Here is a 13,051-nt window from a genome sequence, read left to right on the forward strand (position 1 = left end):
CAGGGGCCGTTTTTCTTTGGATGAGTGAGTGATGATGACGCAGGTTGATGTGGTGGTGATCGGGGCCGGTGCGGCCGGTTTGATGTGTGCGGCCCAGGCAGGCTATCGCGGGCGCTCCGTGCTGCTGCTGGACAACGCCAAGAAGCCGGGCCGCAAGATCCTGATCAGCGGCGGCGGACGCTGCAACTTCACCAATCATCAGGCCGGCCCCCATGCCTTCCTCTCGGGCAATCCCCACTTCTGCAAGTCGGCGCTGGCGCGCTACACCCAGCAGGACTTCATCGACCTGGTGGACAGGCACAGGGTGAACTATCACGAGAAGACCCTGGGCCAGCTGTTCTGTGACGAGAGCGCGAAAGAGATCGTCGAGGTGCTGCTCACCGAATGCGAGTGGGCCGGGGTGAGCCAGCAGTACCAGACCGAGGTGCTTGCCGTCAGCAAGAGCGATGACGGCTTCCTGCTCGACACCAGCAAGGGGGCTATCCGCTGTCACTCCCTGGTGGTGGCCACCGGCGGTCTCTCCATGCCCAAGCTCGGCGCCACTCCCTACGGTTTCAAGCTGGCGGAGCAGTTCGGCCTCAACGTGCTGCCGACTCGCGCCGGCCTGGTGCCCTTCACCCTGCATCAGGCACAGAAGGAGGCCTTCGCCGATCTGGCGGGAGTCAGCCTGCCGGTGGCGGTGACCGCAGAAGACGGCACCAGCTTCAAGGAGGCCATGCTGTTTACCCACCGCGGCCTCTCCGGCCCGGCCATCCTGCAAATCTCCTCTTTCTGGCTACCTGGGCAGAAGATACACATCAATTTACTGCCGGATCTGGATATTTCTGCTGCCATCAAGGGCTGGGCTGAGGCCCATCCGGCCCAGGAGCTGAAAACCGTGCTGGGCCGCGAGCTGCCCAAACGCTTCGTCGACAAGCTGGTGGAGCTGGGTCAGCTCAGCAACAAGCCGATGCGCCAGTACAACGAGCGGGAGCTGGCGGCCATCGCCGACCTGCTGGGGGATTGGCAGATCTTGCCGAATGGCACCGAGGGCTATCGTACCGCCGAGGTGACGCTGGGGGGGGTGGATACCAACGAGCTCTCCTCCAAGACCATGGAGGCGCGCACCGTGCCGGGGCTCTACTTCATCGGCGAGGTGGTGGACGTGACCGGCTGGCTCGGCGGCTACAACTTCCAGTGGGCCTGGTCATCGGGCTGGGTGGCAGGGCAGTACTGCTGACGAACAGGTCTAACGACGCCACAATCGGGCCCCTCTCTGGGCCCGATTGTGTTTCTCCCGCCTGATGGCGACTTCCGCTCTCTATTTGAATCTCCTTCCCTGCCGATGGTTTCCCGCAGCCTCACCCGAGGATAGCGGTGGCTAACCCTTCTTCAGCGTCGGCAGCAATACGGTCAGCAGGCCGATCAGCGGCAGATAGGCACAGATCTGGTACACGGTCTCTATGCTGGTGGCGTCCGCCAGCTGGCCCAGCAGGGCCGCCCCTATGCCACCCAGACCAAACGCTAGACCGAAGAAGAGACCTGACACCGTGCCCACCTTGCCGGGGATCAGCTCCTGGGCATACACCAGGATGGCGGAGAAGGCCGAGGCCAGGATCAGGCCGATGATGACCGAGAGCACCGAGGTCCAGAACAGGTCGACGTGGGGCAGCAGCAGGGTGAAGGGGGCGACACCGAGGATGGAGATCCAGATCACCCGCTTGCGCCCGATGCGGTCACCGACGGGGCCGCCCAGCACGGTGCCTGCCGCGACGGCGAACAGGAAGGCGAACAGATACAACTGGGCACTGTCGAGGGAGAGGTGGAATTTGTCCATCAGGTAGAAGGTGTAATAGCTGCTCAGGCTGGCCATGTAGAAGAACTTGGAGAACATCAGCAGGCCGAGGATGGTCAGGGTCCAGCCGATCTGGCGGCGGCTCAGGCCGTTGCCGGCATGGGCCCTCATCCGTTTGTGGAAGCTGGCGGCATGCTGGCTGGACCAGCGTCCGACGAAGCTGAGCACGACGACCCCCACCAGGGCGAACAGCGAGAACCAGGCCGCGCTGGCCTGTCCGTGCGGCACTATGATGAGCGCGGCGAGCAGCGGACCTATGGCCGATCCCAGGTTGCCGCCGATCTGGAACAGGGATTGGGCCAGGCCGGGTTGGTTGCCAGCCGCCATGCGGGCGACCCGGGAAGATTCCGGGTGAAAGACCGAGGAACCCATGCCGATCAGCATGGCCGAGAACAGCACGGCGCCAAAACTGCCGGCCTGCGACAGGGAGAGCAGCCCCAGCATCGTAAATCCCATGCCGAACGGCAGGGAGTAGGGCATGGGCCTGCGGTCGGTGTAGAGGCCGATCAGCGGTTGCAGCAGGGAGCCCGTGAACTGGTAGGTCAGGGTGATGAGGCCTATCTGGGCGAACGACAGGTTGAGGCCGAGCTTGAGCAAGGGATAGATGGCCAGCAGCACCGACTGCATCATGTCGTTGAGCAGGTGCGAGAAGCTGATGGCGGCGATCACCGGGTAGGTGGTGCCGTGCCTGGGTTCGGCCACGGCTGGCGTGGCGAGCAGGGTGTCGGTACTGAGAGGCTTGTCCATGGTGATGTGTCTGTGATCCGGGATCCCTCTACCATGCCCGATCCCGGCGCCGGTGGATATTACAAAAGTGGGCAAGGTGCCCTCTGACGGAGGAGACGCCGATGACCGATCATCGCCTGATTGCTGCGCCCTTGTGATTTGTTGGCGGAGGCATAGTATAGGACGGTCACGCTTTAATCATCCGGGAGGGACCCCGAAGACCGGGACCCTTCCTCGCATCGGGGGAAGTTATGTTTGAAAGTCTTGGGGTCATCAACGTCTGGACCTACCTGGTCGGCCTCTTCTTCATCATCATCGCGCCGGGTCCCAACTCCCTCTATGTGCTGCGCACCGGGGCAACCCGTGGCATCGGTGCCGGTTACAAGGCGGCCCTCGGGGTCTTCGTCGGCGACGCCATCCTCATCTTCTGCGCCTATCTCGGCATCGCCTCCCTCATTCGCACCACGCCGCTGCTGTTCACCCTGGTGCGCTACCTCGGTGCCCTCTATCTGCTCTATCTGGGTATCAAGATATTGCACGCGAACTTCGTCGCCAGACAGGAGACCGAACAGAAGGAGGCGGTGCCCGAGGAGAACTACTTCGGCAAGGCCCTGACCCTGAGCCTCACCAATCCCAAGGCAATCCTGTTCTACGTCTCCTTCTTCGTGCAGTTTGTCGACTTCAACTATGCCCACACCTGGGTCTCCTATCTGGTGCTGGCGGGCATGCTGGAGGCCATGAGCTTCGTCTACCTGACCCTGCTTATCTTCGGCGGCACCCTGATGGCCCGCTTCTTTGCACGCAAGGTGCGCCTCGCCAGGCTGGGCAATGGGCTGATCGGGCTCTTCTTCATGGGCTTCGCAGCCAGGCTGGCAACCCTCTCTTCCTGAACCCGGGGGCTGGTCAGTCCGGCCAACCCCATCCGGAGGCTCCCTTGGCGGTCACTCTGAGGTAAACTGGGTGCCTCCCGTGCTGCCATCTCGATGCATTCTCTTCCTGGCAGCCCTTCTTGAATCCTTAATAGTGCGCCCAGATGGCCGCCGGCCGGAGGGGCCATGCTCGAAAATCAGATGATGTTGTTGGCGGTGTTCGAGCGGGCGGCGCTGATGCTGATGACGCTCTTCCTGCTGACCCGTACCCGGCCGTTCCAGCGATTGTTCCAGAAGCGGGATCACACCCCGGCGGAGCTGGTGATGGTCGCCGCCATCTTCGGCCTGTTCGCCGTGTTCAGCACCTACACCGGCATCCCGGTGGAGGGGGCCCTCATCAACGTGCGGATCATCGCCATCATCTCGGGGGGCATACTGTTCGGCCCCTGGGTCGGCATCCCGGCCGGGGTCATCTCCGGCCTGCACCGCTACCTCATCGACATGGACGGTCACACCTCCATCCCCTGTCTCATCGCCAGCATCATCGCCGGCCTGCTGGCGACCTGGCTGCACCTGCGCTGCCGCAAGTCGCGGCTCTGGCTGTACGGGATCCTCGCGGGCATGGCCTGTGAGGGGCTGACCATGCTGTTGATATGGGTGCTAACAGAACCTCATGCTGTCGGTGTCGAAATTGTCAGTCATATCGCCTATCCCATGATGGCGGGAACCCTGTGTATCGGCCTCATCATCAAGCTGGTGCAGGATTTGGACGACGAGAAGGAGCTGATCGCCGCCAAGCAGGCCAAGCTGGCGCTGGACATCGCGAACCAGACGCTGCCCTTCTTCCAGAAGATCGATCGCCACTCCCTCGGCCAGGTGTGCGAGGTGATAAGACGGGAGATCAGTGCGGACGCGGTGGCCATCACCGATACCCGGGACGTGCTGGCCTACGTGGGCGTCGGCAAGGGTTACTACGAGCTGGATGAACACCACGCCATCAGCGACATGACCCAGCGGGCCGTGCTGCTCGATCAGATCATCATCAACAACGATCTGCGCCAGTACCATCTGTCGGACTTCCACTCGGTCATCATCATCCCGCTGCGGGAGAACGGCGTGGTCAGCGGTACCCTCAAGATCTATTTTCGCCGCACCCACAGCATCACCAGCTCGTTGCGGGAGATGGCGGTGGGCCTCTCCCAGCTCATCTCCACCCAGATGGAGGTGTCGCGCATCGAGCAATTGAAAGAGATGACCCGCAAGGCGGAGTTCACCGCCTTGCAGAGCAAGATCAACCCGCATTTTTTGTTCAATGCCCTCAACGCCATCTCGTCGCTCATCCGCATCCGTCCCCAGCAGGCGCGCCAGCTCATCGCCAACCTGGCGGACTATCTGCGCTACAACCTCAACAAGGGGGATGAGCTCATCGACATCCAGGAGGAGCTGCAGCAGGTGCGCGACTACGTGGCCATCGAGCAGGCCCGCTTCGGCGACAAGCTGGAGGTGGTGTTCGAGGTGGACGACGTGCATATTCAGGTGCCGAGCCTGCTGCTGCAGCCCCTGGTGGAGAACGCCATCCTGCACGGCATCCAGCCCCGCAGCGCGCCGGGCCGGGTCACCATCGAGGTGAAACAGCTGGCGGGGGGCATACGGGTGGCGGTGCGCGACACCGGTTATGGCATCAGCCAGGCTGTGATCGACGGCGTGGCCGCCGGCCGGGTGGAGAGTCGCAGTATCGGCCTGATGAACGTGCACCAACGGGTCAAACTGTTGTACGGCGACGGCCTGCAGCTCAAGCGGCTCGAACCCGGCACCGAAGTCTGTTTCTATCTGCCGGATCCAGAGGCCATGCCGTGCTGAACGCTATCGTAGTGAAAGATGAATGTCCGGGCGTGTTGGCTTGTTTGCCGGGTTTGGAGGGGATGCCATGTTGAGAGCCATCATGGTCGAAGATGAGTGCTTGGTTCGAGAAGGACTGGCCTGTTTGCTGAGTCTGGAGGTGATGCCATGTTGAGAGCCATCATAGTCGAAGACGAATACCTGGCCCGGGAAGAGCTGGCCTATCTGGTGGCGCAGCACAGCACCATCGAGATAGTGGCGAGCTTCGAGGACGGTCTTGAGGCGTTCAAGTACCTGCAGGATCACGAGGTAGACGTGGTGTTTCTGGATATCCAGGTGCCTTCCATCGACGGCCTGCTGCTGGCCAAGAACCTGCACAAGTCGAGCCATCCGCCCCATATCGTGTTCGTCACCGCCTACAAGGAGTTCGCGGTGGAGGCGTTCGAGCTGGAGGCGTTTGACTATATCCTCAAGCCCTACAACGAGCCGCGTCTCATCAGCCTGCTGCAAAAGCTCGAACATGCCGGTCGGCAGCAGCCGAGTTCGGGGACCGAGCCCGGCGGGGAGGGGAGTCCGAGCCAGAATCGTACCGTCAATCTGGTGAAGGGGGAGCGCATCATCGTCACCCCCTGCGAGCAGATCTATTACGTGGAGGCGGACGAGAAGCTGACCCATGTCTACACCCGCACCGATCGCTACGTGATGACCATGACCATCAGCGAGTTCGTCAGCCGATTGCCGGCGGAGGGCTTCTTCCGCTGCCATCGCTCCTACTGCGTCAACATCAACAAGATCCGCGAGATCGTGCCCTGGTTCAACAGTACCTATCTCATCCGGCTCCATGATCTGCCGTTCGAGGTGCCGGTCAGTCGCAGCAACATCAAGGCATTCCGTCAGCTGATGCGGCTCTGATTGTCATTCATTCCCGCCGATCTGCATTTCATGCCTTAATCGGACTGCAATTCGTGCGCCGCTCCTATAGTGGGCTCAACTTCCCGAGTCCACCGCCCGAGGCGCATCATGACCGTCGATCTGAACCGCACCCGGTACCTGACCCTGATTGGTACCATCATCACCCAGTTCGCCCTGGGCTCCGTCTACACCTGGAGCCTGTTCAACGCCCAGCTCTCCGACAAACTGGACGAGCCGGTCAGCCAGGTGGCTTTCGCCTTCGGTCTGCTCAGCCTCTCCCTGGCGGTCGCCTCCTCCATGGCGGGCAAGCTGCAGGAGCGATTCGGGGTGCGCAACGTCACCCTGGGGGCCGGTGTGCTGCTCGGCATCGGCTTCTTCCTCACCGCCCATGCCAGCAACCTGGCCATGCTCTACCTCTGTGCCGGCATCCTGGTGGGCTTCGCCGACGGTACCGGCTACCTGATGACCCTCTCCAACTGCGTGAAGTGGTTCCCGGAGCGCAAGGGGCTGATCTCCGCCTGCTCCATCGGGGCTTACGGTCTTGGCAGTCTGGGCTTCAAGTACATCAACCTGCTGCTGCTGTCGAACAACGGCCTGGAAGCCACCTTCCAGCTGTGGGGCCTGATCGCCATGTCCATGGTGCTGGTGGGCGGCATGCTGATGAAGGATGCGCCCAAGCAGGCGGCCTCCCAGCAACAAGCGGAGAGCCGTGACTTCACCCTGGCACAGGCGATGCGCAAGCCCCAGTACTGGATGCTGGCGCTGATGTTCCTCACCGCCTGCATGAGCGGCCTCTATGTCATCGGCGTGGCCAAGGACATCGGCGAGAAGATGGTGGGTCTGCCGGGCTCGGTGGCCGCTAACGCCGTCGCCATCATCGCCATGGCCAACCTGGGTGGTCGTCTGGTGCTGGGCATCCTGTCTGACAAGATGTCCCGCATCCGGGTCATCACCATCGCCCAGGTCATCACGCTGGTGGGCATGGGGCTGCTGTTGTTCGTGCCCCTCAATGCGAACCTCTTCTTCGTGGCGGTGGCCTGCGTGGCCTTCAGCTTCGGCGGCACCATCACTGTCTACCCCTCTCTGGTGAGCGACTTCTTCGGCCTGAACAACCTGACCAAGAACTACGGCGTCATCTACTTGGGCTTTGGTCTCGGCAGCATCATAGGTTCCATCGTCGCGTCCCTGTTCGGCGGCTTCATGGCGACCTTCAACCTCATCCTGGTGCTGATGGTGGTGGCGCTGGTGCTCTCCCTCACCATTCGTCTGCCGTCCCCGGTGGTGGCAGCAGATCGGGCCTGACAACCCCGCGCGCCTTCGCAAGCAGTAAAAAAAGACCCGGGCCTTGGCCCGGGTCTTTGCATTGAAGGGGTAGCACTCAGCGCGGTGGCAGCCCCAGCAGGGTGCGAAGCTGGCTGGCGGTCGCCTCCACAGTCGGCCAATCCAGGCCGGTGACGGTGACATGGCCCATCTTGCGACCGGGGCGCGCCTCGCCCTTGCCGTAGAGGTGCAGGTGCACCCCCGGCAGGGCCAGGGCACCGGCCCAGTCCGGGGTGCCGTGCTGCCACAGATCCCCGAGCAGGTTGAGCAGGATGGCGGGTTGGACCTCGGCCTGCTTGGGCAGGGGCAGATCGCACAGGGCGCGCACCTGCAGCTCGAACTGGCAGCAACCGGCGTTGTCGATGCTGGGATGGCCCGAGTTGTGGGGGCGGGGGGCCATCTCGTTCACCAGCAGCTTGCCGTCCACCAGGAAGAACTCCACCGTCAGCACGCCCACATAGTCGAGGGCGGCGATCAGGTGCTCGGCGATGCGTTTGGCCTCGGCCTCGAGAGCCGGGACATTGGCGGGGGAGCGGGTCTGAGCCAGGATGCCGCCGCTGTGCCAGTTCTGCACCAGGGGCAGGGCGCTGATGGCGCCGCTCGGGCTGCGGGCCAGGGTCAGGGCAAATTCACCTGCCAGTGGCAGTCGTTTCTCCAGCACGCAGGGCACGCCGCTGGTCGCGAGGGCGGCGGTCAGCTCGGCGCTGCTTGTCACCGTCCACTGCCCCTTGCCGTCATAGCCCTCGCGGGCGGTTTTGAGGATGGCGGGGAAGAGGTCGTTTGGCAGAGCGGGCAGCGGTTCATTGGGGAGCAGAGTCAGGTTGGGGGCAACCGGTACCCCGGTGCGGGTCAGGAAGGCTTTCTCTTCCCGGCGATCCTGACACACCCTCACCGCACTGGCGGCGGGGCGTACCGGCAGGTGTTGCTCCAGCAGGGCCAGGGAGGCCGCCGGCACGTTCTCGAACTCGCAGGTCACGCCGACGCAGCGACGGGCCAGCTCGGCCAGGGCTTCCGCATCGTCATAGGCCGCCACTATCTGCTGATCGGCGGCGGCACCGGCGATGCTGGCGGGATCCGGATCCAGCACCACGACCTGATAACCGAGGCGATGGGCCGCCATGACGAAGTAGCGACCGAGCTGGCCGCCGCCGAGCATCCCCAGAGTCGCGGGAGGCAGTATCATGCCGGCTCCTCCAGTTGCAGGGCCAATACCCGGTCGCGCTCCTTGGCGCGGAAGCCGTCGAGCTGCTGCTGATAGCGGGGAGCGTCACTGTCCTGGGCGACCGAGAGCAGGGAGACGGCGAACAGACCGGCGTTGGCGGCGCCCGCTTCACCGATGGCGAAGGTGGCGACCGGCACCCCTTTGGGCATCTGGACGATGGAGAGCAGGGAATCCATCCCCTTGAGCTGACGAGTCGGGATCGGCACCCCGAGCACGGGTATCGTGGTCTTGGCGGCCAGCATGCCCGGCAGGTGGGCGGCGCCGCCAGCCCCGGCGATGATGGCCCGCAGGCCGCGCTCGCGGGCGCTGGCCGCATACTCGAACAGCAGGTCCGGGGTGCGGTGGGCGGAGACCACTCTCGCCTCGTAAGGGACGCCATGTTCCTTGAGGATGCGGGCGGCCGCCTGCATCACGGGCCAGTCGGAGTCAGAGCCCATCACCAGGCCGATCAAAGGGGGGTTCGTCATTACGGCTTCCTTGGATGTCAAACGTTTGCCGCATGTTACCAAAAAGCCGTGCAGGCTGGTTCAAAATTTCACGGGACAGCGTATCTTGCCTCGTCGCTGAGGGGCCGTGCCGGTTGGTTCGGGGAGCCGTGATTCGGCTAGTTCTCCTCCAACATGAAACAGTTCAACGACTTGTGTCACGAGGTGCTGGGTGACGTAGCCGACTCCGGCCATCGAATGATCCTGTCTGGCGGGATCGTTGGTGGCCATGGCGTGGTGAAATGCAGAAGTTGGTTTAGAAATCCAGATGGCTATACATCCGATGAGACTCTGCCTATAATCCCCCCCGCTTTGGCGCATCATGCTTAATAGGGAATCCGGTGAGAATCCGGAGCTGGCGCGCAGCGGTAAGGGGGAACGAAGCGACATCAGGCACTGCCATCGGGTGGGAAGCCGTCGCCTAGGTCATCAGCCCCCGAGCCCGAAGACCTGCCAAAGTTCGTATTTCGGGCCGAGAGAAACCGGCCACGGAAGATGCTTACGCGAACTTAAGGATCTCTCATGTCCAAGACATTATTGGCGGTTGCCCTGTTGCCGGCAGCAGCCTTCGCCCAGACCCCCAATGCCAATGACACCCTGGTGGTGACCGCCAACCGGGTGGAACAACCCGCCAGCACCGTGCTTGCTCCCATCATGGTGATCGATCGTGCCGAGATCGAATCCCGTCAGGTACAGAGCCTGCCGGACTTGCTGAAAACCCTGCCGGGTGTGCAGATTACCACCCTGGGTGGTCGTGGCCATGCCAGCAGCCTGTTCATCCGCGGTACCAACTCCAACCATTCGCTGGTGCTGATGAACGGTCGTCCCATTGCCGCCATGGTGTCGGGCACGCCGGATCTGAGCCAGATCCCCCTTGGCAACATCGAGCGCATCGAATACATCCGTGGCCCCCGTGCCGCCGTCTATGGCGCCAATGCCATCGGGGGGGTCATCAACCTCATCTCCAAGACCTCCGCCAAGAATGGCAGCGAGACCCATTTGAAAGGTGGAGTGGGCAGTCATGGCTACGGCCAGGGTCAGGTGCGTACCGTGCAGGCTCTGGGCGAGAAGACCGACCTGAACCTGCTGGTGGGTTATGAGCGTACCGATGGCTTCGACGTGGTCGCCGGTGCCCAGCAACCGGATCGGGATGGTTTCGACAGCCTGAACGGCCAGTTCGGTCTGAACCACGCCTTCAACGAGGCCTGGAGCGCCGACTTCAACGCCCAGGGTTATGACAACCAGACCGAGATGGACGATCCCTATATGTCGTCCGATCAGAGCCGGGTACAGGCCTTCCAGTACGACGGTGGCCTCAAGTACCAGAGCGGTGCCCTGAGCAGCCGGCTGGAGGCCAGCTACGGTGAGAACAAGCTGAAGAGCTGGTGGGAGAGCAATGGCGAGTCCAGCGCCGAGCCCATTCACACCGGGCTGACCCGTTTCTCCTGGATCAACAACTGGAGCGGTGTGGAAGGCTTGTCTCTGACCGGTGGCGCCGACTGGCAGCAGGAACAGATGAAGTCCGATTCTCGCAGCTATGGCCAGTCGTTCAATGCACCGGATCGCGACAATACCGGTCTGTTCGCCGTGGCGAGCTACCGCTGGCAGGCCCTGCTGGGGGAATTGTCCGGCCGTACCGATGACAACGAGCAGTATGGTCGCCACAACACCTGGTCCGCGGCGGCCGGGCTGGATATCAACGAGAATCACAATGTACGGTTGAGCTACGGCACTGCCTTCAAGGCGCCGACCTTCCTCGATCTCTATTACCCGGGCTATGAGAACCCGAACCTGCAGCCGGAAGAGAGCAAGAACCTGGAGCTGGACTTCTCCGGTCGCTACACCGCCTGGGACTGGTCCATCAACCTGTATCGCAACGAGATCCAGAACCTGATCTCCTGCCAGAGCGCCTCGTCCAGCTGCAAGCCGGATAATACGGATGCCGAGATCCGGGGTGTGGAAGTGGCCCTTGGGCTGGAGACAGGTCCGCTGCGCCACGATCTGAGCTTCGATTACACCAAGACCGAGGACAAGAACGACGGGGATCAGCAGCTGTTGCGCCGCGCCAAGCAGAAGGCGAGCTGGCTGACCCAGGCACAGCTGGGCCCGGTGGATCTGTCGACCGAGCTGCTCTATGTGGGCAAGCGGGATGACAAGAACTTCAACAGCTTCCCGGCCGAGCGGGTGGTGCTGGGCTCCTATACCCTGGTCAACCTGGGGGCCAGCTATGATGTGCTGCCTCAGCTGACCCTGGGCGGTCGCATCGACAACCTGTTCGATCGCAACTATGTGCCTGCCTATGGCTATGCCGCGGCGGGTACCGAGTTCAAGCTGACCGCCGACTATCGTCTGTAATCCTTCCTCTGCTTATATAGAGAGGAAAAAGCGAGGCCCCGCCATGTGCGGGGCCTTTTCTATTGGCCGTCCGCGGGAGTATGATCGCCGCCTTGCATTCAAGGGGGAGCTCAGGTGGCCAATATTCTAGTGTTCGACTCAGGCATGGGCGGTTTGACCGTCTATCGCGAGATCCGTCGCACCTTGCCTGCGCACAACTACGTCTACTGCTTCGACAATGCCAACTTCCCCTATGGCGAACTGAGCGAGCCGGCGCTTATCGCCGCCTGTTGTCGCCTGGTCAGCCACATGGTGGCGGCAAATGCCATCGATCTGGTGGTGATCGCCTGCAACACCGCCAGCACCATAGCGCTTCCCGCCCTGCGGGAGACCCTGAAAGTCCCCGTGGTGGGGGTGGTTCCAGCCATCAAGCCCGCCGCCGCCCTGACCCACAATGGTTGCATCGGCCTGCTGGCGACCCCCGGCACCGTCAGCCGCGCATACACCCATACCCTGATCGCACAGTTCGCCCCAGGCAAGCGGGTGTTGCTCAAGGGGGCGACCGAGCTGGTGATCGAAGCCGAGCACAAGCTGGCAGGGCGACCGGTCAACATGGCGCTGTTGCGCGAGGTGCTGGCGGATTGGCTGGACGAAGCGGTGGTGCCGGATACCCTGGTGCTGGGCTGCACCCATTTCCCGCTGCTTGATGACGAGATCCGGCAACTGATGCCGAATTGCCAACTGGTGGATTCAGGCAGTGCGGTGGCGAGACGAGTGGCTCACTTGTTGGCCGATGTGCCGACACCCATGCGGGAAGAGGGGAAGGGGCGGGCATATTGCACCCGGCTGGATGCCCAGGCCCAGAAACTGACAACCCCCTTGCAAGCTTGGGGGTTGTCATCACTGGAAGAGGTTGAGTTCTGAGTTCTCAGGCGTCGACGTCGCCGCCTTCCCGCTCATCCCTGTCCCGCTTGTCATTCGCTTCACGTACCTTGAGGGTACGCTGCTGATATTCCTTGTCATTCAACGCGACGATCGCCTTGGCCGCATCGGCGGCAGGCATCTCCACGAAGCCGAAGCCCCGACGCTTGCCGGTTGCCTTGTCTTTCATCAAACGGACTGAAATCACCTGGCCTTGTTCTGCAAACAGTTCACGCACGGCGATCTCGTTGGCGCGATAGGGCAGGTTGCCTACATATAAGGTGCAGGTCTCCTGATTCGTACCTGGCTCGGCCGCACTGACGGGAGCCCGATTGAGAAACAGCGGTACGACGAAACCACCAATGGCCAGACCGACGGCAAAAATAACTTCGGCTTTCAGAGAAAACTGCAGAGCTTGGGCAACCAGGTAGCCGACCAGCGCCAATACCAGGGCGAGTACGGCAGCCTGCACATAAGCAGGAAACTTGGATAAATTCATCTTTAAAGACCTTTTGTAAATGAAAGCAAAAAAGGTGCAACACTCTATTCACCTCCATGGTAACCAGCTTTATGGCCGGGCGCTACCATG

11 protein-coding genes and 1 riboswitch are annotated in these 13,051 nt (G+C 62.3%); of the genes, 7 read left to right on the top strand and 4 right to left on the bottom strand.

Features of this window, described 5'->3' with window-relative positions; all coding sequences use genetic code 11:
• The first annotated feature begins 34 nt into the window (after positions 1-34).
• Positions 35-1,219 (top strand): NAD(P)/FAD-dependent oxidoreductase, encoded by a 1,185-nt coding sequence (locus ABNP46_RS00240; protein WP_349922606.1) that lies wholly within the window; start codon positions 35-37, stop codon positions 1,217-1,219.
• 141 nt (positions 1,220-1,360) lie between these two features.
• On the opposite strand, the gene ABNP46_RS00245 is transcribed toward ABNP46_RS00240, so the two are convergent.
• Positions 1,361-2,581 (bottom strand): MFS transporter, encoded by a 1,221-nt coding sequence (locus tag ABNP46_RS00245; RefSeq protein ID WP_349920486.1) that lies wholly within the window; start codon positions 2,579-2,581, stop codon positions 1,361-1,363.
• A 230-nt stretch (positions 2,582-2,811) separates the two neighbouring features.
• Here ABNP46_RS00245 and leuE point away from each other — a divergent pair, with 230 nt between their 5' ends.
• The 4 genes from leuE to ABNP46_RS00265 all read left to right on the top strand — a co-directional run bounded on the left by leuE (position 2,812) and on the right by ABNP46_RS00265 (position 7,482).
• Entirely contained in the window at positions 2,812-3,450 is a 639-nt protein-coding gene (leuE, locus tag ABNP46_RS00250) for a leucine efflux protein LeuE (protein WP_349920487.1), read from the top strand.
• A gap of 165 nt (positions 3,451-3,615) precedes the next feature.
• A complete protein-coding gene (locus ABNP46_RS00255; protein ID WP_349920488.1) occupies positions 3,616-5,289 on the top strand; it encodes a sensor histidine kinase in 1,674 nt (557 codons plus the stop codon).
• A gap of 147 nt (positions 5,290-5,436) precedes the next feature.
• Complete coding sequence (locus ABNP46_RS00260; RefSeq protein ID WP_349920489.1) at positions 5,437-6,180, top strand: LytR/AlgR family response regulator transcription factor; 744 nt, start codon at positions 5,437-5,439, stop codon at positions 6,178-6,180.
• 108 nt (positions 6,181-6,288) lie between these two features.
• Entirely contained in the window at positions 6,289-7,482 is a 1,194-nt protein-coding gene (locus ABNP46_RS00265) for an L-lactate MFS transporter (protein WP_349920490.1), read from the top strand.
• Between the two features lie 76 nt (positions 7,483-7,558).
• Here ABNP46_RS00265 and ABNP46_RS00270 read toward each other — a convergent pair whose 3' ends face one another.
• Together ABNP46_RS00270 and purE are read right to left on the bottom strand one after the other, a co-directional pair.
• Positions 7,559-8,683: a 5-(carboxyamino)imidazole ribonucleotide synthase gene (locus ABNP46_RS00270; RefSeq protein WP_349920491.1), complete on the bottom strand. Its 1,125-nt coding sequence runs from the start codon at positions 8,681-8,683 to the stop codon at positions 7,559-7,561.
• On the bottom strand, positions 8,680-9,189 hold the full coding sequence (purE, locus tag ABNP46_RS00275; RefSeq protein WP_349920492.1) for a 5-(carboxyamino)imidazole ribonucleotide mutase: 510 nt from the start codon (positions 9,187-9,189) through the stop codon (positions 8,680-8,682). Before purE ends, ABNP46_RS00270 begins: the two co-directional genes overlap by 4 nt.
• A gap of 314 nt (positions 9,190-9,503) precedes the next feature.
• Positions 9,504-9,679: riboswitch (cobalamin riboswitch) on the top strand.
• Positions 9,680-9,729: 50 nt separating this feature from the next.
• Between purE and ABNP46_RS00280 the strand changes: the two genes are divergently transcribed.
• Together ABNP46_RS00280 and murI are read left to right on the top strand one after the other, a co-directional pair.
• Positions 9,730-11,562, top strand: a complete 1,833-nt coding sequence (locus ABNP46_RS00280; RefSeq protein WP_349920493.1) for a TonB-dependent receptor domain-containing protein — start codon at positions 9,730-9,732, stop codon at positions 11,560-11,562.
• A 114-nt stretch (positions 11,563-11,676) separates the two neighbouring features.
• Positions 11,677-12,465 (top strand): glutamate racemase, encoded by a 789-nt coding sequence (murI, locus tag ABNP46_RS00285; RefSeq protein ID WP_349920494.1) that lies wholly within the window; start codon positions 11,677-11,679, stop codon positions 12,463-12,465.
• 4 nt (positions 12,466-12,469) lie between these two features.
• Here murI and ABNP46_RS00290 read toward each other — a convergent pair whose 3' ends face one another.
• Positions 12,470-12,961, bottom strand: a complete 492-nt coding sequence (locus tag ABNP46_RS00290; protein ID WP_349920495.1) for an RNA recognition motif domain-containing protein — start codon at positions 12,959-12,961, stop codon at positions 12,470-12,472.
• Positions 12,962-13,051 lie beyond the last annotated feature (90 nt).

The organism is Aeromonas veronii (genome assembly GCF_040215105.1).
GTDB lineage: Bacteria > Pseudomonadota > Gammaproteobacteria > Enterobacterales > Aeromonadaceae > Aeromonas > Aeromonas veronii_G.